This is a genomic window from Niallia sp. FSL W8-0177, from assembly GCF_038006285.1.
GTDB lineage: Bacteria > Bacillota > Bacilli > Bacillales > Cytobacillaceae > Niallia > Niallia circulans_A.
The window spans coordinates 1483534-1508319 of sequence record NZ_JBBOUX010000001.1; the positions used below are offsets into that span (position 1 = coordinate 1483534).

Annotated in this window: 29 protein-coding genes; 24 read left to right on the top strand and 5 right to left on the bottom strand. The window is 35.2% G+C overall.

Going from position 1 to position 24786, the window contains the following annotated elements; translation table 11 throughout:
• Nucleotides 1–28: 28 nt before the first annotated feature.
• Entirely contained in the window at nucleotides 29–178 is a 150-nt protein-coding gene (locus tag NST77_RS07155; protein ID WP_163185526.1) for a hypothetical protein, read from the bottom strand.
• A gap of 161 nt (nucleotides 179–339) precedes the next feature.
• On the opposite strand from NST77_RS07155, the gene NST77_RS07160 reads away from it, so the two are divergent.
• From NST77_RS07160 to NST77_RS07210, 11 genes are all read left to right on the top strand, one after another.
• A complete protein-coding gene (locus tag NST77_RS07160) occupies nucleotides 340–594 on the top strand; it encodes a hypothetical protein (RefSeq protein WP_095328454.1) in 255 nt (84 codons plus the stop codon).
• 277 nt (nucleotides 595–871) lie between these two features.
• Nucleotides 872–1243: a GntR family transcriptional regulator gene (locus tag NST77_RS07165; protein ID WP_047940229.1), complete on the top strand. Its 372-nt coding sequence runs from the start codon at nucleotides 872–874 to the stop codon at nucleotides 1241–1243.
• A 5-nt stretch (nucleotides 1244–1248) separates the two neighbouring features.
• Nucleotides 1249–2115 carry an ABC transporter ATP-binding protein gene (locus NST77_RS07170; protein WP_171509582.1) on the top strand — a complete coding sequence of 289 codons (867 nt, stop codon included), beginning with the start codon at nucleotides 1249–1251 and terminating at the stop codon, nucleotides 2113–2115.
• Entirely contained in the window at nucleotides 2108–2713 is a 606-nt protein-coding gene (locus NST77_RS07175) for an ABC-2 transporter permease (RefSeq protein ID WP_095328394.1), read from the top strand. The genes NST77_RS07170 and NST77_RS07175 overlap by 8 nt, the downstream gene beginning before the upstream one ends.
• 409 nt (nucleotides 2714–3122) lie before the next feature.
• The gene (locus NST77_RS07180) at nucleotides 3123–4877 is read left to right on the top strand and encodes a sigma-54-dependent Fis family transcriptional regulator (protein ID WP_341122840.1); all 1755 of its coding nucleotides are present in this window, start codon (nucleotides 3123–3125) and stop codon (nucleotides 4875–4877) included.
• Nucleotides 4878–5227: 350 nt separating this feature from the next.
• Nucleotides 5228–6193 (top strand): thiamine pyrophosphate-dependent dehydrogenase E1 component subunit alpha, encoded by a 966-nt coding sequence (locus tag NST77_RS07185; protein WP_095328396.1) that lies wholly within the window; start codon nucleotides 5228–5230, stop codon nucleotides 6191–6193.
• Between the two features lie 23 nt (nucleotides 6194–6216).
• The gene (locus NST77_RS07190) at nucleotides 6217–7248 is read left to right on the top strand and encodes an alpha-ketoacid dehydrogenase subunit beta (RefSeq protein WP_095328397.1); all 1032 of its coding nucleotides are present in this window, start codon (nucleotides 6217–6219) and stop codon (nucleotides 7246–7248) included.
• 14 nt (nucleotides 7249–7262) lie between these two features.
• Nucleotides 7263–8501: a dihydrolipoamide acetyltransferase family protein gene (locus NST77_RS07195; protein ID WP_095328398.1), complete on the top strand. Its 1239-nt coding sequence runs from the start codon at nucleotides 7263–7265 to the stop codon at nucleotides 8499–8501.
• A gap of 253 nt (nucleotides 8502–8754) precedes the next feature.
• Nucleotides 8755–10155 carry a dihydrolipoyl dehydrogenase gene (gene lpdA, locus NST77_RS07200; RefSeq protein ID WP_341122841.1) on the top strand — a complete coding sequence of 467 codons (1401 nt, stop codon included), beginning with the start codon at nucleotides 8755–8757 and terminating at the stop codon, nucleotides 10153–10155.
• 263 nt (nucleotides 10156–10418) lie between these two features.
• Nucleotides 10419–10736 (top strand): HesB/IscA family protein, encoded by a 318-nt coding sequence (locus tag NST77_RS07205; RefSeq protein ID WP_164463626.1) that lies wholly within the window; start codon nucleotides 10419–10421, stop codon nucleotides 10734–10736.
• A gap of 371 nt (nucleotides 10737–11107) precedes the next feature.
• On the top strand, nucleotides 11108–11497 hold the full coding sequence (locus tag NST77_RS07210) for a VOC family protein (RefSeq protein ID WP_095328401.1): 390 nt from the start codon (nucleotides 11108–11110) through the stop codon (nucleotides 11495–11497).
• 136 nt (nucleotides 11498–11633) lie between these two features.
• Here the strand turns inward: NST77_RS07210 and NST77_RS07215 are convergent, their stop codons facing one another.
• Complete coding sequence (locus NST77_RS07215) at nucleotides 11634–11870, bottom strand: hypothetical protein (protein ID WP_095328402.1); 237 nt, start codon at nucleotides 11868–11870, stop codon at nucleotides 11634–11636.
• A gap of 184 nt (nucleotides 11871–12054) precedes the next feature.
• On the opposite strand from NST77_RS07215, the gene NST77_RS07220 reads away from it, so the two are divergent.
• The 5 genes from NST77_RS07220 (at nucleotide 12055) to NST77_RS07240 (ending at nucleotide 15095) form a co-directional block, all read left to right on the top strand.
• On the top strand, nucleotides 12055–12570 hold the full coding sequence (locus NST77_RS07220) for a GNAT family N-acetyltransferase (protein WP_171509583.1): 516 nt from the start codon (nucleotides 12055–12057) through the stop codon (nucleotides 12568–12570).
• A gap of 253 nt (nucleotides 12571–12823) precedes the next feature.
• On the top strand, nucleotides 12824–13300 hold the full coding sequence (locus tag NST77_RS07225; protein WP_341122842.1) for a DUF2975 domain-containing protein: 477 nt from the start codon (nucleotides 12824–12826) through the stop codon (nucleotides 13298–13300).
• Nucleotides 13301–13310: 10 nt separating this feature from the next.
• The gene (locus tag NST77_RS07230) at nucleotides 13311–13529 is read left to right on the top strand and encodes a helix-turn-helix domain-containing protein (RefSeq protein ID WP_095328405.1); all 219 of its coding nucleotides are present in this window, start codon (nucleotides 13311–13313) and stop codon (nucleotides 13527–13529) included.
• A gap of 86 nt (nucleotides 13530–13615) precedes the next feature.
• Nucleotides 13616–14371 (top strand): isoprenyl transferase, encoded by a 756-nt coding sequence (locus NST77_RS07235; RefSeq protein WP_095328406.1) that lies wholly within the window; start codon nucleotides 13616–13618, stop codon nucleotides 14369–14371.
• A gap of 127 nt (nucleotides 14372–14498) precedes the next feature.
• On the top strand, nucleotides 14499–15095 hold the full coding sequence (locus tag NST77_RS07240; protein WP_163185532.1) for a methyltransferase domain-containing protein: 597 nt from the start codon (nucleotides 14499–14501) through the stop codon (nucleotides 15093–15095).
• Between the two features lie 22 nt (nucleotides 15096–15117).
• On the opposite strand, the gene NST77_RS07245 is transcribed toward NST77_RS07240, so the two are convergent.
• Nucleotides 15118–15303: a hypothetical protein gene (locus NST77_RS07245; RefSeq protein ID WP_095328408.1), complete on the bottom strand. Its 186-nt coding sequence runs from the start codon at nucleotides 15301–15303 to the stop codon at nucleotides 15118–15120.
• 588 nt (nucleotides 15304–15891) lie between these two features.
• Between NST77_RS07245 and NST77_RS07250 the strand changes: the two genes are divergently transcribed.
• The 4 genes from NST77_RS07250 to NST77_RS07265 all read left to right on the top strand — a co-directional run bounded on the left by NST77_RS07250 (nucleotide 15892) and on the right by NST77_RS07265 (nucleotide 21116).
• On the top strand, nucleotides 15892–17412 hold the full coding sequence (locus NST77_RS07250; protein WP_123257585.1) for an NADH dehydrogenase subunit 5: 1521 nt from the start codon (nucleotides 15892–15894) through the stop codon (nucleotides 17410–17412).
• A 16-nt stretch (nucleotides 17413–17428) separates the two neighbouring features.
• Complete coding sequence (locus NST77_RS07255) at nucleotides 17429–20053, top strand: DUF2309 domain-containing protein (RefSeq protein WP_341122843.1); 2625 nt, start codon at nucleotides 17429–17431, stop codon at nucleotides 20051–20053.
• Between the two features lie 13 nt (nucleotides 20054–20066).
• Entirely contained in the window at nucleotides 20067–20564 is a 498-nt protein-coding gene (locus NST77_RS07260) for a carbonic anhydrase (protein WP_095328411.1), read from the top strand.
• 186 nt (nucleotides 20565–20750) lie between these two features.
• The gene (locus NST77_RS07265) at nucleotides 20751–21116 is read left to right on the top strand and encodes a DUF2294 domain-containing protein (RefSeq protein WP_047940244.1); all 366 of its coding nucleotides are present in this window, start codon (nucleotides 20751–20753) and stop codon (nucleotides 21114–21116) included.
• A gap of 128 nt (nucleotides 21117–21244) precedes the next feature.
• On the opposite strand, the gene NST77_RS07270 is transcribed toward NST77_RS07265, so the two are convergent.
• Nucleotides 21245–21448 carry a helix-turn-helix transcriptional regulator gene (locus NST77_RS07270; RefSeq protein ID WP_095328412.1) on the bottom strand — a complete coding sequence of 68 codons (204 nt, stop codon included), beginning with the start codon at nucleotides 21446–21448 and terminating at the stop codon, nucleotides 21245–21247.
• Nucleotides 21449–21751 carry a DUF2178 domain-containing protein gene (locus tag NST77_RS07275; RefSeq protein ID WP_204259949.1) on the bottom strand — a complete coding sequence of 101 codons (303 nt, stop codon included), beginning with the start codon at nucleotides 21749–21751 and terminating at the stop codon, nucleotides 21449–21451. It lies immediately after the preceding gene.
• Nucleotides 21752–22236: 485 nt separating this feature from the next.
• On the opposite strand from NST77_RS07275, the gene NST77_RS07280 reads away from it, so the two are divergent.
• The 4 genes from NST77_RS07280 to NST77_RS07295 are packed head-to-tail and all read left to right on the top strand — an operon-like array spanning nucleotide 22237 to nucleotide 24682.
• Nucleotides 22237–22794 (top strand): DUF6241 domain-containing protein, encoded by a 558-nt coding sequence (locus NST77_RS07280; RefSeq protein ID WP_123257587.1) that lies wholly within the window; start codon nucleotides 22237–22239, stop codon nucleotides 22792–22794.
• Nucleotides 22795–22833: 39 nt separating this feature from the next.
• Nucleotides 22834–23241, top strand: a complete 408-nt coding sequence (locus NST77_RS07285; protein WP_249937934.1) for a hypothetical protein — start codon at nucleotides 22834–22836, stop codon at nucleotides 23239–23241.
• Between the two features lie 22 nt (nucleotides 23242–23263).
• Entirely contained in the window at nucleotides 23264–24304 is a 1041-nt protein-coding gene (locus NST77_RS07290) for a DUF1835 domain-containing protein (protein WP_123259499.1), read from the top strand.
• A gap of 42 nt (nucleotides 24305–24346) precedes the next feature.
• Nucleotides 24347–24682: a hypothetical protein gene (locus NST77_RS07295; protein ID WP_341122844.1), complete on the top strand. Its 336-nt coding sequence runs from the start codon at nucleotides 24347–24349 to the stop codon at nucleotides 24680–24682.
• Nucleotides 24683–24786: the final 104 nt, after the last annotated feature.

Consider the following 24786-nt stretch of genomic DNA (forward strand, 5'->3'; position numbering starts at 1 on the left):
CTCTGTTAAAAATTGAAACTTCCTTATCCTATTTCTGTTTTTTGCCGGTTTTAGCTGCTTCTCTATTTGGAACAGATTGAGGGGAATGATGTTTTTCACTTCCACCATTTGGCGGCCCATATGTATGAGCATCATCCGTAATTTTGGCACCTTCTAGAAAATTATCCTTAGTTTTCATGTATTTCACCTCCGTTTGTAGTATGTGTCTTGTCTAAAATATTATTTATTTGCTGGGAATCCACTTAGTATTAACAGAGTTTTCTTGTCCTGTTGAGTGAAACTAATTCCATTCTGAATCGTATATATAGATAACAATGGGAAGACAGGAGTGAGAGTATGATGGAGATAGTTTTATCAATAGTAGCTGTAATCATACTTGTTATTTCAGTAATTAGCGTGATTAAACAAAGAAAAAAAGCAGGTGTAACTGGATTTAAAAGTATGTTGACACCAATTTCCTTTTTTCTTATAAGTATAAACTGCTTATTAGCCATTTGGTTTAAGTATATGGGACTTGCTGTTTGGCTCATTAATGTAGTTTTGTTATTGCTGGCAGCTTATTGCACAAAATATTTGCCGGAAACTAAAAAATGAACGGGAACTACGGCGAGCAATTTTTTACAAAGAGCTTATGTTGATAATCTAATTATCGCATAAGCTCTTTTTTTCCTTTATTCACTTAGATAACAAGAAAATTCATTTTTGGAATAGCCTAAATATAGATGTTTAAAAATTCGCTAATCCTTAGTAAATAATCTTATAACATAAATAATGTAAATGGTGGTTGCACTATATAGTAACTTTGTATATAATGTGTATATAGTATATATACATTATATTAAGTGTGAAAGATAAAAGAAGAGGGATAAGCATGCAAATAATTATTTCAAACAGTTCAAAGGAGCCGATTTATGAACAAATTACCAATCAAATTAAGTCGTCTATCTTAGCAGGGGAACTAAAGGAAGGAACAGCGCTGCCTTCCATACGCAACTTAGCTAAAGACTTGCAGATAAGTGTGATTACAACAAAACGAGCATATGAAGAATTGGAGAAAGCTGGTTTTATTTACTCGATTGTTGGTAAAGGGTCGTTTGTGGCTGAGCAGAATTTAGATGTAATCAGGGAGAAGAAATTGAAGGTTATTGAAGAACAGCTAAGTGCTGTTATCGCCAATAGTAAAGAAATCGGCTTGCCGTATGAGGATTTACTGCAGTTATTCAATATTTTGTATGAGGAGTGAGAAGAATGGAAAATGTGGTAGAGCTAAGGAATGCCACGAAGAAATTCAAGGGTTTTTCTGTCAATAATATAAATTTAGAAGTGAAAAAAGGCTTTATAACGGGTTTTATTGGCGAAAATGGAGCTGGGAAATCAACTACGATTAAGATGATGATGAATTTATTAAAGCCAGATGCTGGCCAAGTGAAACTCTTTGGATTAGATTATCAAACACATGAAAAGGCAATCAAGGAACGGATTGGCTTTGTATATGATGGCAATGTATTTTTTGAAGGACTGAACTTAATCGATATAAAACGCATTGTGGGACCTGCATACAAGCAGTGGGATGATAGATTATTTTATCAGTATGTAGAAAAATTTGAGTTACCACTAAAAAAAGCTATTAAGACTTTTTCAAAAGGAATGCAGATGAAGGCATCTTTAGCAATCGCTTTATCCCATCATGCCGAATTAATCATTATGGACGAACCTACAGCAGGCTTGGATCCTATCTTTAGGAGAGAACTGTTGAATCTGTTACAAGAGTTAATGGTCGATGGCAATCGTACTCTGTTTTTCTCCACTCATATTACTACAGATTTAGATCGTATTGCCGATTATATTGCCTTCATACAAAGAGGAGAATTGATTTTTAATCAATCAACACTGGATATCACAGAGAACTATGCAGTTGTTAAGGGAGGGCTGGATTTACTGGATAGAGACACAGAAAAAAGCTTTGTTCATCTAAATCGTGGTCCAACGGGGTTTGTGGCATTAACAGATGATCGAAAAGAAGTGGAACAGGTATTTGGTGAGAGTGTTGTGATCGAACATGCGACATTAGAAGATATTATGTACTACACAAAAGGAGGAATGCAATATGTTTAATTTAATAAGACGTGATGCAATCCTTCAGAAAAGGCAACTCTTAGTATTTATCCCTTTTATCGTATTTTTTATTGTGATGAATTTAGACTCTGTTTACATTTTTCTCGTCGCTAGTATTTTTATCCCGTTTAATGCATATGCATATGATGAAAAAGCAGAGACAAATATATTATTAAATTCCTTACCTTATACACGAAAGGAAATCATTGCATCACGCTATATTGGGGCAATTGTGTATATGTTAGCATCTATTCTACTAACAAGTGCAGCCTTGTTTCTTTTTAATAAACCATTTACACTTACAGATATTGTCGTTGGGAGTGGTTTTTTCTTGCTGTTTGCTGCTTTCACCTTTCCGTTGTTCTATATGCTTAAGCCTGGCTATATTACAACAGTGGTTATTATCAGTTTTCTTGTATTATCAGCCATAGGCCCTAGAATCGTTACCTTTCTAGGGGAACATTTAACCAGCATAACAGGTTTTATTATCAATTTATCCCTTCCAACTTTATATACAGGAGCGACCATTTTTATTCTTGTTGTCTATTTAGCCTCATGGGGAGTGGCGACAGTGATTTACCAGCGAAAAGTGTTTTAATATAAATCCCTTCAATATCCAACAAAAATGTAGGTACAGCACTATAACAGACTGAAAAACTGGAGAAGCCAGTAAGTGAAAGAGAAGTTATCCATCAGTGGGGGAAACGAAAGTCTCCATTGATGGGAATTTCTCTCTTTTTTTCAATATAGATTGCTCTATACCTACAAGCTAATGTTTTGTAAGGTTCCAAAATGTCCATTAGAAGCTTGAAAGGAAATTGCGATATTAATAATCAATTGGATCAGAGATCACTCTTGAAATAAGAAAATTTTTTGGGTAAGACAAATCCCTTTTTAAAATGTAAAAAAGTTACCAAGAGTAAGAACGGAAACCTTTTACTAAAAAAGTACTCCTGTTATAATACAAATAAAGATTCTATGTAATAACTAGAATAAGGGGGATACTTATGACTGGTAAAATAGATACAAAGGAAGTGTGGACTCGGTTTATTCAAGAAGGATCTTTAGAACCAGCAAATTTAACACCAGAGATTGAAGAATCTTGGCATCTTTGTCGGCAAAAAGGCTTGAACCCACATGATGGAATAACTGATTGTATCTTGACCCCAGAGGAATTCGAAGAAAGATTGGTAGAAAATGAATTATTAATTACTTTAGCTAAGCAAAATGTTAAGCGTTTACAAAAGTTTCTGCGAGGCTGGCGTTTTGTTATTATTTTAACGGATAGAGATGGGTACATATTATATAAAGAAGGGGAAAGTTCAATTAACATTGCAGCAGAAACGATCCGATTCAAAGAAGGAGCAAAATGGGGAGAAATAGAAGTAGGAACAAATGCAATTGGTCTCGCGGCAAGATATAAAAAACCCATGATGGTTAGAGGGTATGAACATTTTTCGAAAGCATCCCAACAATGGAATTGTTCCGCCGCACCAATTTTTAACCAGCATAAAGAAATGATAGGAGTTTTGAATGTATCTAGTCTCTATCAATCTATTAACCAGCCATATGTGTTAGCATGTGTTAAGCTTATTGCGGATTCCATTTCACTTGATTGGAAAAAAAAGATGCACGAGGATATGGAGTTTTTGCTGCGAACAACTTTCCAAAGCACTGGACAATACATTGTTTGTACCATTGATAAATACATTTGTGCCCTTCCAAAAAATCTTCAGCAAAAATATCAAAAGTGGATTGGCACATCATTAAGTCGATTCGCGCAAGAGACTGGCGCAGTATCTGCTGTACATATCCCAATTATGCACCAACATCGACTCATTGGATATCGAATACCTCTCCGTGCGGAAACAAGCTTTGTTTTAAATGGAAGTAGAGGAGTAAGCGAAAGTTATAAGCAAGTGATGGAATCTATTAAAAATGTCGCACCCACAGATACTACGGTGCATTTAATAGGAGAAACAGGAGTTGGCAAAAAATTTCTTGCGAGTTGTATTCATGAAAATAGCCCAAAATCCACGTCCCCTTTTTATAAATTACACTGTTCGATGCTAACTAAGGATATTCTTCAAAGATTTCTTTCTACAGATTTGCAACGTTTGACTAAGAAAAAGCATCAAGTGGTTGAGGAAGCAACAATTTTTTTGGAAGAGATAGGAGAACTGTCGATTTCCTCTCAGCAAATGCTGTTAACCATCTTACAGGAAAAGGAAAGGGAACATCATAAATCTTATCGTTTTATCACATCTTCCACGAAAGATATCCGTGATCTAGTAGAGCAGGGGATAATAGATCAGGATTTATTCTACTATATTTATGCCTATCCCATTTATCTTACTCCTTTGCGTGAACGAAACGAAGATATAAATGCTTTGATTGATTACTATTGTGACAAAAACAATTGGCATCCGGAGTGGAGGATAAATTGGAAATTACTATTTTCAAAGGGACAATGGTATGGAAATGTTCGCGAATTATATAATGCTCTCGATCGATGCAGAATTTTATATAAAGAGGTTGCGCCAACTGAAGAACAGTTGTATGAGCAAGTAATGATCGCGGAAAAACATATGCAAAAATCGTACTATAGAAAGGATCCGAAGACTAAATTTGAAATTCAGGCAATTACAAACGCATTAAAAAAACATCATGGAAATGTATCAGAGGCAATAAAAGAACTAAATATGTCTCGTGCAACACTATATAGAAAAATAAAAAAATATCAACTAAAAAATTTTTTATAAATGTTCACATTCTCAGTTTGGGAAATAGTGAGACAAAAGTGAGACAAAATTACATGATTGGAGAATAAATAAGACAACCGAAATGGTGGTCTTTCACATTCTCCAATCTTTTTTTTGTTTAATGATAAACAGGTTTTTGCAAAGTAATTATTGACTAAGAAAATGTGCGTCTTTTTTTAAACAAAATGATGGTGAGAAAAGTGAGAAATAATGAGAAAATCTGTCTCATTTTAGTAGTTGAAAAATACGATATATATTGATTTATCAATGTTTTAAGCGCTTTCAAAAAATAAAAATATGTTGTATCATCGAAGTGTGTTAATACTGGAATATAGAATGGAGGAAAGAAAATGAAGAAAGAAACTGCTTATTGGGCCTATACGAAAATGAATGAAATTAGAAAGTTTGAAGATCAAGTTCATAAGATCTTTTCAACCGGGGCTATCCCAGGTTTTGTTCACTTGTATGCAGGAGAAGAAGCAATTGCTGTTGGTGTATGTGCACATTTAACGAATAAAGATTATATAACGAGTACACATAGAGGTCATGGTCATTGTTTGGCTAAAGGCTGTGATTTAAATAGTATGATGGCAGAGATTTTTGGAAAAGAAACAGGGATATGCAAAGGCAAAGGAGGTTCTATGCATATTGCTGACCTTGACGTTGGCATGTTAGGGGCTAATGGCATTGTTGGTGGAGGATTCCCCCTTGCAGCTGGTGCCGCTTTAACAGCCTATGTTGAGGGAACAGATAGCGTAACTGTCTGCTTTTCTGGAGATGGTTCTAATAATCATGGAACATTTCATGAAGCAATAAACATCGCTTCTATCTTAAAGCTGCCTGTTGTTTTTGTAGTAGAAAATAACGGTTTCGGGGAAGCCACTCCATATCATTATTCTACTTCCTGTAAACAAATTATTGATCGTGCACCTGGCTATAGTATTCCAGGAGTAAGAGTTGATGGAAAAGACTTAGTAGCTGTTTATAATGCTGCTAAAGATGCAGTGGAACGAGCTAGAAATGGAGAAGGTCCTACTCTTATTGAAGCGGTTACGTATCGAAATTATGGTCACTTTGAAGGAGATGCACAAAAGTATAAATCGGAAACAGATCGTGAGAAGTGGCCAGTAGATGAAGACTGTATCGAAATCTTTAAATCGTATGCTTTTGCGAATGATTTGTTAACGGAAAAAGAAGTGGAACAGATTGAGAACGAAGTGGAAAAGGCAGTGGACAATGCAGTAGAATTTGCAAAAAATAGTAAACAGCCTGACCCATCCATGTTATTAGAAGATGTGTATGTCAACTACAAATAATAAAAGAATGAGGTGAAGGAAGAATGGGAAGAAAGATTACATTTTCACAAGCTATCAATGAAGCAATGGATATTGCTATGGAGAGAGATAATAAAGTTATCTTAATTGGAGAAGATGTTGCGGGTGGTGCAACTGTTGACCACTTACAAGACGAAGAAGCATGGGGTGGCGTTTTTGGTGTTACCAAGGGATTAGCAAATAAATATGGCCGTAAAAGAGTTATCGATATGCCGATTGCGGAAGCTGGATATATGGGAGCAGCTGTAGCATCAGCAGTTACTGGTTTACGTCCGATTTCAGAATTAATGTTTAACGACTTTATTGGAAGCTGTTTAGATGAAGTGCTTAATCAGGGAGCGAAAATGCGTTATATGTTTGGTGGAAAAGCAAGAGTGCCTTTAACTATTCGTACAAACCATGGCGCTGGTGCAAGTGCGGCCGCACAGCATTCCCAGACTTTATATGGTATGTTTACCGCTATTCCAGGTTTGAAGGTAGTTGTGCCATCTAATCCATATGATGCAAAAGGTTTATTACTATCAGCAATTGAAGACGATGATTTAGTTGTATTCTTTGAAGATAAAACTCTTTATAGCATGAAAGGGGAAGTGCCGGAGGGATACTATACCATTCCGCTTGGAAAAGCAGAAGTGAAGAGAGCAGGTAGTGATCTTACCATTGTGGCAATTGGAAAAATGGTCCATGTTGCGATGGAAGCAGCAGATATTTTAGCAAGTAAAGGAGTGGAAGTGGAAGTAATCGATCCACGTTCATTATCTCCACTGGAAGAAGAACCAATTTTAGATTCTGTCGAAAAAACTGGAAGGCTAATTATTGTCGATGAAGCAAATCCACGCTGTAGTGTAGCAACCGATATTGCAGCACTTGTCGCTAATAAAGGATTTGATTATTTAGATGCTCCAATTAAAACAATAACGGCGCCACATACTCCAGTTCCATTTGCAACTAATTTAGAGCAATTATATATACCAAACGCAGAAAAAGTTGTCAATACGGCATATGAATTAATTAATGAATTAACTTTAGCTCGATAAGTGGAGGTGAAAATATGTCAACTGCTATTGTGATGCCGAAATTAGGAATGACCATGAAAGAAGGCACCATCGTGGAGTGGTTAAAACAGCCTGGAGAATCCGTCACGGAAGGGGAAGGAGTGGCTGTTATTAGCTCAGAAAAACTTACAAGTGAAGTAGAGGCACCATCAGATGGAGTACTTCTTAAAATTATCGAAGACGTCGATAATGAAGTAGAAGTTGGAAAGCCAATTGGAATAATAGGTAATGAAAAGGAAGCGGAAAGTGAAAGTAATCATGATGTTAAGGAAGGAAAAGATTCAACGTTAGAGGAAAAAGAGCCGGCACAACAAGAGGCGGAAGTGAAAGTGAAAGATACAAATAAACGAATTCGGATATCTCCTGCTGCAAGAAAACTTGCCCAACAATTGCAAGTGGATACACAAAAAGTTACAGGAACAGGACCAAATAATCGAATCACGCGAAGAGATATTCAAGCATTTGCTGACAAGCGTGGAGAAGAAAAAGTACCAACAAAACCAAAAGTGGAGCAAGAAACTGCAACTGTTGTACAACCAACAGGCGTAAACGGTGAAAAATTATCTGTTATGCGTCAAACCATTGCAAAACGAATGCAGCAAAGCCTGTTTACAACTGCACAATTAACATTGCATCGAAAAGCAGAAATTAATGCCCTGCTAGATTTTCAAAAGGATATTAAGAAACAAATAATGGAAAGTGAACTTGATGTCCGATTAACTTTAACGGTGCTTATTGCCAGAGCCGTTACATTAAGCTTGCGTGATAAGTCCTTTATGAATACTCATTTAATTGATGACCAATTATATTTATTTGATGAGGTGCATTTAGGAATTGCCACATCTTTAGATGCCGGATTAGTCGTCCCGGTAGTAAAAAATGCAGAACGGCTTCCGCTCGGGGAATTAGCAAAAGCTATATCGTCTGTAACGGAAAAAGCAAGAAATGGACAATTACCAGGAAATGAACTAACGGGATCAACTTTTACTATTTCTAATTTAGGCCAACAGGGAATTGAATATTTTACCCCAGTCCTAAATACCCCTGAAACAGGAATTCTTGGTGTAGGAACATTTATCGACGAATTAAAACTAGAAAATGGAACAGTAAAAACAGTGAAAAAATTACCTTTAAGCTTAACGTTTGATCACCAAGTGCTTGATGGAGCACCAGCAGGAGATTTCTTGAACCGAGTTGTTTATTATCTAGAACATCCATATTTACTAGTGTTATAGATAAAAAGAGTGTAAAAAGTAGATAGGCACGCAAATGAAAAATGATTGCAGCTCTATACCTGTTAGGAAGCAATATTTATTGAGTGTTTGAGAAAATTTAAGAAGCGGAGCAGTGCGATTTTTCTCTGTGATCGTGCTGCTAACTTAAAAGACAAATTCAATATGATTGCTTTGGTTCGAAGCATGGATACTAATTGTCGGCAATAGCTCACCATTTTTCTGTTGCCTCTCTGTAGAAGGAAGGGAATCAAGAATGAAAAAATATGATGTCGTAGTCCTAGGTGGAGGTACGGGAGGGTATGTAGCAGCAATACGTGCCTCTCAAAAAGGAAAGACAGTTGCAGTAATAGAAAAGGATAAGCTCGGTGGAACTTGTCTTCACCGTGGCTGTATTCCAAGTAAAGCATTATTGCGTACAGCAGAAGTATTTACTACATTTAAAAATGCTGCAAGCTTTGGGGTAGAAGTAAGTGGAAATATAGCAGTGAATTTTCAAAAAGCGCAAAAAAGAAAAGAAATGATTGTGCGCCAATTAGAAGCTGGAATAAAAGGATTGATGGCGAAAGGGAAAATTGATGTCTATGAAGGGACCGGTTTCTTTCACTCTAATTCCATTTTAAAAATCACTGATCGAGCAGGAAAAGAAACAAGTATTGAAGCAAAAAATACAATTATTGCGACAGGTTCCAAACCAAGATCCTTGCCAGGCCTAACATTAGATGAAAAGCAAGTTCTTTCATCAGATGGGGCGCTGTCACTTAAAGAATTACCTAAAAGCATCATCATTATTGGTGGAGGGGTTATTGGCATGGAATGGGCCTCTTTACTTAATGATTTCGGTGTAAAAGTTACAGTTTTAGAATATAGTCCGCGAATTGTCCCGACAGAAGATGAGGACATTTCACAAGAATTACAAAAAATTTATACAAAGAAAAAAGTACAGATTGTAACCAATGCTTTAGTTGATGCAAAGAGTTGTAGATTAACAGAAAAAGGGGTGCAAATTAGCGCCGAAGTAAATGGAAAAAAAGACATCTTTTCCGCAGAAAAACTGCTTGTCTCCGTTGGAAGAAGTCCTGTAGTGGAGGGAATTGGTTTAGAAAATACCGCAATTAAACTGGAAAAAGGCGCAATCGTTGTAGATGAAAATTGTCGTACACATGATCATAAAATATTTGCAATTGGAGATTGTATCCCAACACTTCAATTAGCCCATGTTGCCATGCATGAGGGTATTCTCGCAGTGGATACAATTGTCGGGGAAGAAACATATTTGATTCCGTATGAACAAATACCCCGTTGTATTTATACCGCACCGGAAATTGCAAGTGTAGGGATATCTGAAGCAACAGCTCAAGAAAGAGGATATGAAGTCAAAGTTGGATATTTTCCGTTCCAAGCAATTGGAAAAGCACTTGTTCATGGAGAGAAAGAGGGGTTTACCAAGATAATTGCCGATAAGAATACAGATGACATTCTTGGGATAACGATTATTGGGCCACATGCTACAGATTTAATTGGCGAAGCTGCATTAGGTCAAATGCTCGAAGCAAATCCTTGGGAAATTGCCCATACCGTTCATGCCCATCCAACCTTATCAGAAGTATTAGGAGAAGCTGCTTTGGCAGTAGATGGTCTATCACTTCATATGTAATGACAATTGGCTAATTTGTACGATTTGTGTAGATAATATCGATCGTAATTAGCCATTAACCTGTGCAGAATAGTGTCTGCACAGGTATCATATCGTTTGCGGATTGTGAAAAAAAGAAAAGTAACATTAAAACAATGGTTTCCACTCTTTCTAGCTACTGAAAGCAGAATTTTTGCAAGAAACCATGTCATCCGTTAAGCTGAAAGTAAGTTTATTTCCATTCTTATATATATAAGAATGTTACAAAGGCAGGAGATGGTATGATGAAGGTTACAATCACCGATGCAGCTGTTGAGAAATTCCGTAGCTATGAAGTTCCTGAGGGTGCAGTTTATCGATTAAGTACCATTTTTAGTGGCGGCTGCAGCTATGTTTACAATTTTGATTTAGCGGTTGATTTTCCACAAGAAGAGGATAAGGCATTTGAGGATAATGGTTTAACGATTTATTTAGATCCATTAACGATTAAGCATATTAATGAAGATTTAAAGTTCGACTATGTGCAGGGAAAAGGCTTTCGTTTAATTGGACCAAGTGAAATTTATTCTTTCCATTTGGAAGTAAAGCAAAAAGCGAAATAAGGTTGAAAACCGATCAGGTCCTCACATTGGGTCTGATCTTTTTTGTTTAGCGCGATGAAACTATACCTCTCTATTTTCATATAAGGATATAAAGTGAGGGATTAGTTAATGGTTATGTATTTCTTGATGCTATCGTTAGGAATCATTATTCTATTGTTTTAATGTGTTGAACATTAAATTTATATAGTTAAAATAATTTAGTAATTTCTATTCTAACTTTTATTCTTTTCGGTATATACTTATTTAGAGGAATAGTGTCGCAGTACTTTTTAAGTTGATATACCATTATAAATGGAATTATTTATGAACAAAGCATTAGATAAGAATGAACCATCATTTCGTTTTATAATAATAAAAAGGAAGTGAATCGCTTGATTAAATACGAATCCCTTCATCATGTAAGTCTTACTGTAACCGATTTAAAAAAGGCTAAACACTTTTATGAGAAAATATTATGCCTAAAAGAACTTCCCCGCCCTAATTTTGATTTTCCTGGTGCCTGGTACCAAATACAGGATCAGCAACTTCATTTAATTGTCTATCCAAATTCCCAGACAATTCGCAAAGATAAATCGATAAACAGTCGGGAAGGGCACTTTGCTCTCCGAGTTGAAAATTATTATGATACGCGTAGTTGGTTAAAGAAGCATAACGTGGAATTTTTAGAAAAGCCTTATGGAATAAGCGGATTTGCCCAAATATTCTGTGCAGACCCAGATGGTAATTTGATTGAACTGAATGTGGATCAGAAAGATTTATAAGGAAAAAATGCCATGAAAATAGATAATGGGAAACAAAGAAAAATACAAGCTAAATATATAGAATTACAAAATGAAGATAATAAAAAAGATAATATTACGGAAAAGATTGCAATTGTTTTTAGTTTGCTCTTTCTATTTAAAAAGCAAACATCACTATGATAGATGTTAAAACAAATAAACATAATAATCCAACAAATAAATAGGCCGATATTTTTACAAACTTTGGAAAAGAGTTAATGTTATAGTTTGTAACTCCTATTTGGTCGCCTGTTGCTTTTTGCAAATGAGCAAATTCTTTAGGTACAAAAATTTCATCGTCATTTGAGAAATCAGCGTCATTCTTCTGTGTTTCATGTGTTTTTATTGTCCTCACCACTTTTCGTTCCTATTTTATCTTTTTGTCATTACTTCAAAATTGTATGGATTATTATGACTTAATTATATCGTTATTTCCTTTTAATTGGAAATTTTTCTGTGTTATCTTCTGATAACAGTGACTAAGAAATCTGATTCTTCTCAATCAGTAAAAGGAAATAGCATGGAGGCGGGGGATTTTAATGGAATTAGTAAGACCATCAAAGAAATATAGCAAACAATTAATGGAATATAGATCAGCTTTTTTACAAATAGAAGAACAGCCATATGGTGGAAGCTCTTTGCAAAATTATACAGATTTTCATGAATGGCTTAATAAAGTAAACAGCCAGGAAAAAGGTGAAAACCTCCCACCTAATCGGGTTCCTGCCACTCAATTTTTAAGCATAAAGAATGGGGAATTAATGGGACTTATTAATATCCGCCATCGATTAACACCAGAACTATTGATGGAGAGTGGGCATGTTGGCTATAGTATCCATCCAGCCAAACGAAGGAAAGGGTATGCGACAGAACAACTGCGACTTAGTTTACTAGAAGCAAAAAAGCTTGGTTTAAATAAAGTGCTAGTAACCTGCGATAAAGAAAATACCGCTTCTGCTAAAACGATTCAAAAAGTTGGGGGAGTGTTAGAGAATGAAGTAATTTCCACAGATGGGAAGGAGATTGTTCAGCGGTATTGGATTGAAATTAGGTAAAGTTATATAACCGAATAAAAAATTTAGCAAACTACATTGCAGTCCATTTAGTAATTGATTGGACTGTTTTTTTTGATAGGAACAATTTTATTAAAAAGAACCGAATCGTATTTAGGAGTATATATACCTTTATAAATATATGTTCAACCTGTTTATCAATAAAAAAAGTATAAAAATGAATAAAAATTTATTGTAAAACGATAAAACATGTGGTAAATTTCAATAAGATAATAAATAGAAGAGGTGTTTTTTTATGAAAAGAGGAACTACCCTTTTTTTAAGGGTTGCTGTTGTTCTTATTGGAATTCCAGTTCTTGCTTTAGGATTATGGGGAATGTATGGCTTGGCTAAAAACCCAGTAAATCCAGATTATGCACATATACTATATCCGCTTGTATTGGGAATCTATCTATCTGCAATCCCATTTTATATGGCACTTTATCAGGCTTTTAGACTTTTGGGGAATATTGATAGGAATGAAGCATTCTCTGAGATGTCTGTTAAGGCATTAAGCCATATAAAGAAAGATGCAATCAGCATTAGTATCTTATACGTTCTAATGAAGCCTTTTATTTTTCTCTTAGCTCAGACAGACGATGCTCCAGGTCTTATCCTATTTGGAATGATTCCGATTTTTGCTTCCATTGTAATTGCGGTTTTTGCAGCTGTTCTTCAAAAGCTTTTACAACAAGCGATTGATATAAAATCAGAAAATGAGTTAACAGTCTGAGGTGAATGAAATGGCAATTGTAATTAATATTGATGTGATGTTAGCAAAAAGGAAAATGAGTGTAACTGAACTTTCAGAGAAGGTTGGAATCACAATGGCGAATCTATCTATTTTAAAAAATGGAAAAGCAAAGGCTATTCGACTTTCAACACTAGAGGGGATATGCAAAGCTCTAGAATGTCAACCAGGAGATATTTTAGAATATCGTAAGAGCCAAGAAAATGAATAAGTAAAATTGCAAAGGCTATTTGAAAAGTATTGTGACGTATTTTCTAACATAGAGAAATTAAAAACATTTCGGAAGGAGGGAAAGGAATGAAACTACCTTTTTTCAGCAAGAAACAAGCAGCAGTATCCGACCTTTTTCTGAACGAAACGATACCGGAACATGTTGCCATCATTATGGATGGAAACGGACGCTGGGCAAAGAAAAGAGGAATGCCTAGAATTGCTGGTCATAAAGAAGGGATATCAACTGTAGTGAAAATTGTAAAGACCGCCGTTAAATGGAAGGTAAAGGTTCTTACGCTATATACATTTTCTACAGAAAATTGGAAACGACCAAAGACAGAGGTTGAGTTCATATTGAGGCTTCCTAAAGAGTTTCTATCTATATATCTACCAGATCTGATAGCTAGTAATGTTCGCATAGAATTAATAGGAGATATCGAAAAGCTTCCAGCTCATACCCGTGAAGCTGTTGAGGACGCAATCGAACGTACGCGTGATAATGACGGACTTTTGCTGAATTTTGCGCTTAACTATGGAAGCAGACAAGAGATTTTACATGCGATGAAAGAGATATTTTTGGATATTAACAATGATGAATTTTCGCTACAGGAATTGGATGAACAGAAGTTTTCAGACTATCTATATACAGCTGGTATGAAGGAACCAGACCTCCTTATTCGAACAGGTGGAGAAAAGCGAATAAGTAATTTCCTCCTATGGCAGCTGGCGTACACAGAATTTTGGTTTACTGATGTATTATGGCCAGATTTTTCGGAGAAGGAATTTCTATATGCGTTGGAAGATTTCTGTAAACGAAAAAGACGCTATGGTGGATTATAGGTGGAAGGAATATATTGTGGTAATAAATAACGATTATGCTATTGGGAATTATATAAAAAGTGCAACCTCAAATAATACTTTGTTATATTGATATAATGAATAATCGATAAAGTAGGGAGACTGGAAAATGGAAACGAATGTTTTTGAACAGCTGGCCAAAAGATATGATACAGAAGATAGAAGAGAATTAGCTAATGTGATTGTGAAGGAAGTAAGAAGAGAACTTGAAAACAGTACATCTCTATCTTTATTGGACTATGGGAGCGGAACTGGTCTCGTTAGTTTAGAATTATCGGATTTGGTAGCTTCGATTTTGTTAGTAGATTCATCCGAACAGATGCTGGAGGTTGCCCAAGCAAAAATAGCTAATAGAGGAATTATGAATGCAGATATCCTATATTCTGATTTTACGCAAGACACTCCGAAACATAAGGCAGACGTTATTTTAATGTCATTAGTTCTTCTTCATATCCCAAATACTAAGAAGATTTTACAAGCGTTATTCCAAATTTTAAATCAGGATGGCAAATTAATTATCATCGACTTTGAAAAAAATGATAAAATAAACCATCCAAAAGTGCATAACGGTTTTACAGAGGAAGAATTAAATGAAATATTGTCGGAAGTAGGTTTTCGTTCATCAAAAAGGAAAACATTTTATCAAGGTAATCGTATTTTTATGAATCAAGATGCTTCTTTGTTTATTTCCAGCAGTATAAAGTGAGTTTCAGATGTGGAAGCATCGGCTAAATAGTTTCTCTCTTTTCCTGTTCTGCTTCGTGATATTCGTCTGGCAGATCACTAAGGTAGAGAACGTTGCTTAAAAGTTTAATATCACTATGTATTTGCTTTTTAAGTTGTGCATCTTCACATTTATAATAATCAGCCATTAAACGTTTGATTTCGTTACAAATAAGTTCGATTCGGAGCATGATACCGATCCCTTCGAGTATGATAGACTATACTAATTATGTACCAATTTACTAATGAATGAAAGTGTTAAGTGTTATTTAGTTGGTAGAAGATAAAAAAGAAGTCGTATCCGAACGTGAATCAAGTTTTAGCATGATCGGATGAATTACCTTCTCTCCTTTCCCATGAATTAATTTGATTTTTCTTCGCAGATTAGGCTTTCTTATTGACAAATATAAAAATTTGACATATCTTATAGTTAGTTTCATACTTAGTTATAAATTAATTTTCGCTTAAAAATTAAGACTTTAGCATTCTTTTAATAATGATATTGACTGAATGAAAAAGTAACTTAATAAAGTAAGGAAAAGTGATTTGATAAATAAGTATCCTAAATTATTGTACGAATGTCTTTTATTAATTAAATGAAAATATAAAACCAAATAGAGGTAGCTCTTCAAACAATTCGATGTAATTAGTTGAAGAGAAGCCGACAATTTTTTGAGTTCTCATGATTTGCAAATCATGGTGAATTTAAAAGATTGTCGGCTTTTTTATTGGAAAAATGAAAGGTTTTTTGAAGTAAGTTAGTTAAAGGAGTTTTTAAAATGTTTCTTTTGCACAGTATGCCATCATTACTGTTAGTGTTTTTTATGATGATTATTGTTTCGATGCTGAGTGGACTATTATTTTTGCATCAAAAAGTGCCATTAAGCTATGTAAGGATTCATATCTGGATTGTGTCTTTACCGCCTTTGTTCGCTTTAATCGCGCTTGCGAATCCGAATGGAGCAGAAAATGCAGGTCCTTTTCATATGGATTCCTTGGCTTGGCTGATGACTTTTTTTGTTCTTGTCATTGGTTTAATTGTTCAACGTTTTTCAATCCGCTATTTAATGGGAGATCGATCTTATCGTAAGTATTTTACCCTTTTCACTTTTACCACAACTGCCGCTTCCATTGCTTGGCTAAGTGGAGATCTGCGATGGTTGGTTCTATTCTGGGGAGTAACGCTAGCAGGATTAACCTTACTTATAAGATTAAATAATGGCTGGAAAGTAGCTACTGAGGCTTCTAAATTATCTGGTTATCATTTTTTAATCGGTTGGGTGTCCTTGTTATTGGCAGCAGTTTGGTTATCTCACAGTACTGATTCTTGGCAATTATCAACCGCACTATCGATTGAAAATCTAGCTGGAATTTCGGCATGGGAAAGAACTGGAATTAATTTATTGATTGTCCTAGCGGTTATCATTCCAGCAGCCCAATGGCCTTTCCAAAGATGGTTAGTAGAGTCTGTTGTGGCACCAACACCTGTTTCAGCAATAATGCATGCAGGAATTGTCAATGCAGGTGGAATCATGCTTACTCGTTTTTCTCCACTATTTAATGGCGATTTAGCTCCCACTATTTTATTACTAATATTTGCCGGGATATCTGTCTTGGTTGGAACTGGAATTAGTTTAGTACAAGTTGACTATAAACGTCAGTTAGTTGGCTCGACGATTGGACAAATGGGTTTCATGCTCATTCAGTGTGCCTTAGGTGCATATGTTGCTGCCATTATCCACCTTATTCTACATGGTTTATTCAAAGCGACGCTATTTTTACAGTCGGGTTCAGCAGTGCGACGAAAGGAAGAGTCTAGTTACAGAAAAACACAGCCCGCTTTTTTATGGACGATCGCAGGGTGGATTTTAAGTTTTGCTGTGGGGCTAGTTTTTTGGCTTCAAGCACCAAGAGAAGGCTATCAAATAATTAGTGCGTTAATTTTAGTTTGGTCTATTTCTATTTCTTGGCGACAGCTTGTTGCTTTTGGAGAAGGGAGCATTGGCCGGATTGCTGGTTTAATTTTTGTAGGAGGAACCGCTGCTATTTATTCTTTTATTCATCATTTTTTCTATGACATATTACAGACTGCTGTTTTCCAAGGTTCGCAGCCGCCATTAGCTGTTGTTCTTATCGTTGGTTGTCTTTTATTAGTTGGCACTGTAATAGGGGCGATCGCTGCTAGAAATCGTTCGTCCATCTTCTTTACTGTCCTATATCTTTGGTTAGTGCGATTAGGAGAAGCAAAGCCAAAAGCAGTAGAAAGTCATCCGAGCTATCTAAAACAACAATTACCATAAAAGGAGGTAATGTGTGATGAGTATTACATCTGTATTAACAAAAGCTAGTTCAAATAAAAAAAATATACCAGATAATTTTGTAGAAAGCGATATTAGTAGTTACATTGAAGCTGCCAGCAAAGTAATTGCGCCGCTTTGGCCAATTTCTACGTTCGCAGCCCGTCATCCGTGGATGGGACTTGAAAAACAAACCTTTGATCAAGTGGCAGATTGGTTAAAACAGACTCGTGATGTTGATATTTATCCTAGTGCCTCTATGATCCTTTCAGCGAAAAAAAAGGGAGAGATTAAAGAGGTATTTGTTAAACAAGGTCTTAAACAATGGCTTGCATCAAATCCCTTTAATATCCCACAAGATGTGGCAGAGCGTTTTTGCCATGCGGCATTAAATTTGGAACCCATTCCATCCAGCTTGCTCACATCTCATGAATTAAAGAAAAAAGCAGAAGAATATAGGAAGCATCATACAGATTTTGCCCATTATTCGTCTGTGCAGCCAATCAGTTCACATCTACAAAGTAAAGATAAGGAAAGATTAATCAATATACTCGATTACCATGTTATTAAGTGGTGTAAATTATATCTTGATGAGTCGCAGGCTGCCTGGACAATGCCACATCGAGAGGAAGGTTTTTATCGTTCTTGGCGCCGGCTGATTTGTTATGATCCTGCCCTTACAAAAAAACAACGTGAAAGTTTAAAAAAGTGGCCAGAAGAGGCAGAAATAGCCTTGAATAAAGGATTAAATGCTCTTTCTATTCCTGAACCAGAAAAACAGAAATATCTTGAAGCACATTTAATATCTTTGCCTGGATGGGCAGGAATGATGCTCTGGCGTTCTAAACAATCGAGTGAGGAAAATAACCTGCTAACCGAATATTTAGCAGTAAGAATTTCCTTAGAATGGGTGCTTATCAATCCGCAGCTCCCTTTTATTCCGAAAAGCTACGAAAATAATCAGTCCATAGATGGTCTTTTAGCAGCTTTGATTCATTGGGGGAGTCTGTCATTAGAGGAATGGTCTCAGTTGTCTAGTGCACAACAACAAGAATACTTGTTATTTGCAGCAAAATTTGATGAGAAGCTTTGCAGAAAACTCTGGCTGGAAGCTTGGGAGCAAACACATGCTGAACAATTAAGTCAAAAAATTAGTGCGAAACAATTCAGTACAAACGATAAGGCAACAACATTAGCACAATTTGTATTCTGTATAGATGTTCGCTCCGAGCCATTTCGCCGTCAGCTTGAAAAAGAGGGACCATTTGAAACAATAGGAATGGCTGGTTTCTTTGGAGTACCGATAGCTACGAATAAATTAGGAAGCGAACACAGTCACCCATCCTTGCCAATTATGCAAAAGCCATTGCATAAAATCATGGAGAGTACGGATGAGAATGAACTTAAAGCCTTTCAACAACGTCAGCAGACCGTTCATTCCTTTAGCGATACTTTCAAATCGATGAAACAGAATTTACTTGCAAACTTACTATTACCAGAATTAAGTGGTCCTTGGCTAAGTCTCCAAATGGCAGCACGCAGTTTTGTCCCAAAAAGTGCCGATCGCTTCATTCATAATCTACGCAAAAATTGGCTGCGTAAACCAAATACAAAACTGGTTCTTAATCATGTTCATCAAACAGAGAACGGGATACCAATTGGGTTTACCGAGGAAGAGAAAGTTAATTATGCCCGCCAAGCATTAAAAATGATGGGGATAACAGAGAATTTCAGCCCGTTAGTTGTTATATGTGGACATGGAAGCCACAGTACTAATAACCCTTATGCATCTTCTCTTGATTGTGGTGCCTGTGGCGGGGCTTCAGGTGGATTCAACGCGCGAGTCTTAGCAACTTTGTGCAACCTGCCTGAAGTAAGAAGAGCATTGTCTTTAGAAGGAATAGACATTCCTAAGGAAACGGTTTTCGCAGCTGCTGAGCATAATACAACCGTTGATGAATTAGACTGGATTTATGTTCCAGAGCTTTCCAAATCAGCACAAGAGGCTTTTCGTCGGATTAAAGCCATTTTGCCAAAAGTAAGCAAACAGGCAAATACAGAGCGTTTAGCTAAAATACCGCATTTCCCATCCCAACGCAAAAATTCTCAGTCTGAGGCCTATTGCTTGGCAGAGGATTGGAGTGTGATCCGTCCCGAATGGGGCTTAGCTGGGAATTCAGCTTTTATAATTGGTCAACGTGATTTAACAAATGGCTGTGACTTGGAAGGAAGAGTCTTTCTTCATAACTATAATTGGCAGAAGGATGAAAGCGGAGAAATCTTAGATAATATTATTTCAGGTCCAGGAACGGTTACTCAATGGATAAATCTAGAATATTACGCATCAACAGTAGCTCCACATTATTATGGAAGTGGCAATAAGGCAACACAAACCGTAACAGCAGGTCTTGGTGTTATGCAGGGGAATGCGAGTGACTTGTTAACGGGCTTACCGTGGCAATCTGTTATGCAATCAGATGAAGCTGCATTTCATTCACCACTTCGCTTACTGATTATAATTCAGGCACCAAAAAATTATGTAGAGCGATTATTGCAAACTAATGCTGCGTTTCAAGAAAAAGTCCAAAATGGCTGGGTTCGCTTAGCAAGTGTCAGCCCAGAAGGCGATTGGGAGAATTGGTAAAGGAGGGTTCGAGATGATTTTAGATAAGACAAAAAAAGTATTATTTTTGATGGATGTTAGAGATGGATTGGAATCAATTATAAAAGAGGAAACCAATATACAGCCTGAAAACATGCTAACTATAAAATGCTTTGGTCCTGTTATCTCCAATCCTTTTGGAGATATAATGAGGTCAATTATTATTGCTGTCTTTCAGGAAAAAGTAGAAGAAATTTTTGTTGTCGGAACAAGCAGTGAGGCCGATCGTTTTATTTCGATAGATGGACAATTTAAGTCAAGAATACAGACATTGGATTATCTGTTTCAAAATAGCATGCCTGAATTTACTGGTGAAACGATTAATGAATGGCTAAATGGAAAACAAAATACTGGTGACAATATCAAAAATTGTGTTAAGATGATTTGTCATCATCCATTAGTGCCACCAACGGTAAAAGTGCGAGGTTTACTGATTAATAATCAAGATGGAAAGTCTTCTGTTGTGGAAATAAATACAAATAAAACAGCTTAAAAATGTTGAAATATGCTAATGCTGATGGTGTTGCAAATCAGAATGGTATATATTCATTTCTATATAAGAGGTTTTAATCGATTTGTATTAATTTTAATAATAAAGGATGTTCAAGTGTTAAATCATCTTAGATGGCAAATATAGAAAAATTAGTTTTTATCTGTTTAATAGGGGATGCATAATAAAATGAAATTAACAAAAGGTGCTTGTGAAGCGGAAATAAGTAAAGCAATAACACAATGGGAAAAGGATTTCCTTGGTCGGGGATCCTTATCTGTTAAAACAGATATATTACGCGACATGATCATAGTGAATTTGCAGGGCATTCTAACCCCAGCGGAATATACGGTGTGTGAAACAAAAGAAGGACTATTAACCATTAAGAAAACACGCTCCGAATTAGTGGAATCAGGTGTTGAAGAACTAAAAAAATGTATATTAACCATTACGGGAGAGGAAGTAAAAAGCTTTCATACAGACTTAAGCTCTCGCACAGGTGAACGAGTGATGGTATTTAAATTATATAATAATGTTGAAAATCTCTTTGCGTAAAAGGTTATTATCAATTTTTTTAGAAGAAAATAAAGACATTTAATCAGTCTGCGCATAACTTCTACTTATCTTCTTTCATAAGAAGAATAAAAACCCGAATTGGGTTTTTATTCTTTTTAACTGCCTCATTATTTTATAACAGTGTCGTATATAAAAAGGTCGTCTACCGTTGTAGCCAATGCAACGGCTAAGCTAAATGCTAATTGTAAAGTGGGATCATATTTATCATTTTCAATTGCATTTATCGTTTGTCTTGTCACATTACATAGTTTTGCTAATTCTTCTTGAGATAATTTTGCCGATTTTCTTAATTCTCTAATACGATTTTTCATTTATCCACCATATTTCCTCTTAGATAATAATAATGAAATTAAATATATAACTGAAATTGTAACAAGAAAACTAAATGGTTTCATCCCCTCATAATGGCTGTTCGTCCAAGTTGTTACATAGATAGACTCCATAATCTCTAACAATAAAATCCCGATTACAACTACAAAGGTGTATGATTGTGCTCTCATTTTAATGTAATTTGCTCTTTCATCTCCTAATTTTGGTAATGACACAAGATTCGTTACAATTAATAGAATACATATCACTAAAATAATAAGTAATAAAGCAACTATCCAATTCATCATTCCATCTCCTTTATTAAAATGTAAAAAGTATTTTACATATTTATTTTATCATGAGTTTAATATATGTCAAATTGTTTTTACATTTTTGTTTGTGACAAATTGAAATAATCATGCAACGAAACAATAGAAATTGAAAGGAAAGTAAGCTCAAGTGGGGGAATGACAGTTACCTCTAGTTTTTCTGCAACGTCCATGCACCCCTAGTTTGCAGTCAAAGTTAAATAAATAGATCCTCATAGTGTACATTTTGATAATTTTCCATTGATTTTAATAAGCTACATTAAGCAAGTATCATCCCTTTTTCCTCCTTTGCATAGTGACATGATAAATATATGATTATCTCTAGCTAGATGTATCTTTTGTTTATAAATAATTCAATAGTTGGAATATTATGTTATTATTGATATAGAAAGATAATAATAAAGTCTATTTCGGATAGAAACTAAAGAGGTTGTTAGGTAAAAGTATAGGTTGATGAATCAATGGGGGTGGTCAAAGTAGTGGAATCAGAAAAGCGAAAAAAGAAACGTAGTAAATGGGTGAATTATTCAATCGGAGTTGTTGTATTACTAGCAATTATGGGGGGATCTCTTGTTATATATAAGCATTTTATAGTAAAAACAAATAATGATTCCTTTGTGGCAGAAACTAAAGAAGGAGAGATTCTTGATGAAACAGGGAAGGAGAGCATTGATTATTCTTATTGGAACGAAGATCGGGCAATATCAACTCTGCATAAAATGACACACCAAAAAGTGTACGCATCCGATAAGTGGGGCGCAGTGCAAATGACAAATGATAGAGTAAATCGGCTTTATGAAATTGTAAAAAACAGTAGTTTTTCCAATAAAGATAACCTCTTAGGGATTCTGGAAAAATGGAAGGTTGGAGACTTTAGCACGGTTGATAAAGATCATAATTATTTTTGGAAATATCAAGGTGGAAACGTTGGGGAAGCAACTGGCATTATGACTGCAGAGGATGAACAAAGTTTCATAGAAAGTACATTCAAACAGACTCAAAATGATGCCGAGGAATGAGTTCCTCGTTTAAAGATGCCAAATGAAAGGATCCAATAAATGAAAAGGATAATAGTTCCAACTGTTTTTATACTAGGAGTAATCGGAATTTTCGTTCTTTTTCTGCCACGAGAGGGTTTTGATATAGAAATCGAAAATCAAGCAAACAAGGATATATCCGGTTTGTATTTGACCTATGAAAATATTAAAAAAGATATTGAAATTCCAACCATTATGGCAGGAGAAAAAGAAGAATATCAGGTGAGTGTAAAAGATAATTCTTCCGATAACTTTGAAGAAGCAGCATTAAAACTAGTCTATGAAGACAATGAAGGGAATCAACAAACAGAGTATATTATTGGTTATTTTGAAAAGGGGTATTATGGAGAAGCTAAAATTAATATCTTATCTGTTGATGAAAAAGGGAAGCTAGAAATAGAAGTAACTGAAAATACAAAATTATTTTAACAAGTCAATAGGGTGAAAAATTATGATTCATAAATTAAAAGAATACGTAGAGAATGCAAGTGAAGAAGAAGTAAGGTCATTGTTATTTCTTATTCTGCTACAAATAAGTGTGGAAGAACAGCCAGATGAGGAACTTGCGAAAAATCTAAGAAAAACTTATCAAGATTATTTACAAACTAAAATTGATCAACTAAAGCTTGAAAATAAAAAGGATTATAAGGTCGTACATATTGTTTTTGGTGAATCTGCTGCTGGTAGTTTAAGAATGGCACTTAAAGAAATGGGAGTGCAAGAAGAGGAAAAGGTTATCTATTTTTCAGATGATTTTTCCTTTGGACCATTATGGAAGATAGAGGAGGAAATAGGATTCGCACTTAGGCATAAATGGTTAATAAACCATATTAATTATGATGATGAGTATTTATTTAGCTATAAGAGAAAATTCCATAAAACAATTTTAGAAGTAAAGAATATCAAAGAACAGGCGCATATCATCATTTGGGCAGGTGAAAATGCTAATGAACAAACGGCACAACGCTTTGTTCTTTCTTTATTACAACATAAAACGAATGATATTTTCTTAATTAACCCCTTGGAATACAATAAAGAGATAGCTTCCAAATCGGATGCAGAGGACCATGCAATACATACTGGCGAGTTTACATCTGAGGAGTTACAAGTCATTTATCAAAAAAATAACTGGAAACAGCCACTTACAAAGAGTGCACGATTAAAGTACATCAATGAGTGGAAGAAGATATCCCAACAGAATAAAAATTTAAGAATCTGGGCGGATAAGAAAATTGATAGTGTTGGCGAAGACTATTACGATAATTATATAATAAAAACAGCTAAATTATTACATAAAGAACAGAATAATGCAGATTTTATAAAATCTGCGCGGCTAATAGGAGAGATTATTGGAAATCTCAATCAAAGGATCGGAGATATTTACTTCGAATATCGATTAATCCGATTAGTATTAAAAGGGATATTTGAACTAGAAGGGGTTCCTAAAGCTATGCGGTATTACAGTGTTAAGCTGCAAGAAGGTTATAGGTAGTAAAATCTTTCATATTGTCAATTAACATAAGGAGAATATCTTATGATAGAGAATGAAGAACAAACAGATATTTTTAATTTAGCAATAAAGAAGCTCTGCAAACTTAATAATATTTCTCCAAGGAAACCGAGATTTGAACTCATTGACAACTTAGTTGTGATAAATATTAAAAACCACTTAAAAGATGGCGTAGATTCCGACTTTTTTTTCATATTGAACTGGGTATACCAAATAATAGCCTCATTAGGAATAAAGTTTCGTCAACAATTAATGCTCTTTCCGAACTCGAGGAGAGTGGCTAGTATAGCTGTTTCTTTTAAAAAGAAGGATTATGATACTTTAAATAGAAATTTAAGGGAAGGAAACATTCCTATTTAATAAAAATTTATCCAAACTTAGTGAAACTAAATGCTCCCATAAACGTATGTATAAATATATAAAAATAACGTTTGAACGGAATTCAAACAACGAAACTAAGTTAG

What these genes read in the sequence shown, in the direction of transcription:
- NST77_RS07155 (WP_163185526.1), bottom strand. Translation starts at nt 178, where the DNA reads ATGAAAACTAAGGATAATTTTCTAGAAGGTGCCAAAATTACGGATGAT.
- NST77_RS07160 (WP_095328454.1), top strand. Translation starts at nt 340, where the DNA reads ATGGAGATAGTTTTATCAATAGTAGCTGTAATCATACTTGTTATTTCA.
- NST77_RS07165 (WP_047940229.1), top strand. Translation starts at nt 872, where the DNA reads ATGCAAATAATTATTTCAAACAGTTCAAAGGAGCCGATTTATGAACAA.
- NST77_RS07170 (WP_171509582.1), top strand. Translation starts at nt 1,249, where the DNA reads ATGGAAAATGTGGTAGAGCTAAGGAATGCCACGAAGAAATTCAAGGGT.
- NST77_RS07175 (WP_095328394.1), top strand. Translation starts at nt 2,108, where the DNA reads ATGTTTAATTTAATAAGACGTGATGCAATCCTTCAGAAAAGGCAACTC.
- NST77_RS07180 (WP_341122840.1), top strand. Translation starts at nt 3,123, where the DNA reads ATGACTGGTAAAATAGATACAAAGGAAGTGTGGACTCGGTTTATTCAA.
- NST77_RS07185 (WP_095328396.1), top strand. Translation starts at nt 5,228, where the DNA reads ATGAAGAAAGAAACTGCTTATTGGGCCTATACGAAAATGAATGAAATT.
- NST77_RS07190 (WP_095328397.1), top strand. Translation starts at nt 6,217, where the DNA reads ATGGGAAGAAAGATTACATTTTCACAAGCTATCAATGAAGCAATGGAT.
- NST77_RS07195 (WP_095328398.1), top strand. Translation starts at nt 7,263, where the DNA reads ATGTCAACTGCTATTGTGATGCCGAAATTAGGAATGACCATGAAAGAA.
- lpdA (WP_341122841.1), top strand. Translation starts at nt 8,755, where the DNA reads ATGAAAAAATATGATGTCGTAGTCCTAGGTGGAGGTACGGGAGGGTAT.
- NST77_RS07205 (WP_164463626.1), top strand. Translation starts at nt 10,419, where the DNA reads ATGAAGGTTACAATCACCGATGCAGCTGTTGAGAAATTCCGTAGCTAT.
- NST77_RS07220 (WP_171509583.1), top strand. Translation starts at nt 12,055, where the DNA reads ATGGAATTAGTAAGACCATCAAAGAAATATAGCAAACAATTAATGGAA.
- NST77_RS07225 (WP_341122842.1), top strand. Translation starts at nt 12,824, where the DNA reads ATGAAAAGAGGAACTACCCTTTTTTTAAGGGTTGCTGTTGTTCTTATT.
- NST77_RS07230 (WP_095328405.1), top strand. Translation starts at nt 13,311, where the DNA reads ATGGCAATTGTAATTAATATTGATGTGATGTTAGCAAAAAGGAAAATG.
- NST77_RS07235 (WP_095328406.1), top strand. Translation starts at nt 13,616, where the DNA reads ATGAAACTACCTTTTTTCAGCAAGAAACAAGCAGCAGTATCCGACCTT.
- NST77_RS07240 (WP_163185532.1), top strand. Translation starts at nt 14,499, where the DNA reads ATGGAAACGAATGTTTTTGAACAGCTGGCCAAAAGATATGATACAGAA.
- NST77_RS07245 (WP_095328408.1), bottom strand. Translation starts at nt 15,303, where the DNA reads ATGCTCCGAATCGAACTTATTTGTAACGAAATCAAACGTTTAATGGCT.
- NST77_RS07250 (WP_123257585.1), top strand. Translation starts at nt 15,892, where the DNA reads ATGTTTCTTTTGCACAGTATGCCATCATTACTGTTAGTGTTTTTTATG.
- NST77_RS07255 (WP_341122843.1), top strand. Translation starts at nt 17,429, where the DNA reads ATGAGTATTACATCTGTATTAACAAAAGCTAGTTCAAATAAAAAAAAT.
- NST77_RS07260 (WP_095328411.1), top strand. Translation starts at nt 20,067, where the DNA reads ATGATTTTAGATAAGACAAAAAAAGTATTATTTTTGATGGATGTTAGA.
- NST77_RS07265 (WP_047940244.1), top strand. Translation starts at nt 20,751, where the DNA reads ATGAAATTAACAAAAGGTGCTTGTGAAGCGGAAATAAGTAAAGCAATA.
- NST77_RS07270 (WP_095328412.1), bottom strand. Translation starts at nt 21,448, where the DNA reads ATGAAAAATCGTATTAGAGAATTAAGAAAATCGGCAAAATTATCTCAA.
- NST77_RS07275 (WP_204259949.1), bottom strand. Translation starts at nt 21,751, where the DNA reads ATGAATTGGATAGTTGCTTTATTACTTATTATTTTAGTGATATGTATT.
- NST77_RS07280 (WP_123257587.1), top strand. Translation starts at nt 22,237, where the DNA reads ATGGGGGTGGTCAAAGTAGTGGAATCAGAAAAGCGAAAAAAGAAACGT.
- NST77_RS07285 (WP_249937934.1), top strand. Translation starts at nt 22,834, where the DNA reads ATGAAAAGGATAATAGTTCCAACTGTTTTTATACTAGGAGTAATCGGA.
- NST77_RS07290 (WP_123259499.1), top strand. Translation starts at nt 23,264, where the DNA reads ATGATTCATAAATTAAAAGAATACGTAGAGAATGCAAGTGAAGAAGAA.
- NST77_RS07295 (WP_341122844.1), top strand. Translation starts at nt 24,347, where the DNA reads ATGATAGAGAATGAAGAACAAACAGATATTTTTAATTTAGCAATAAAG.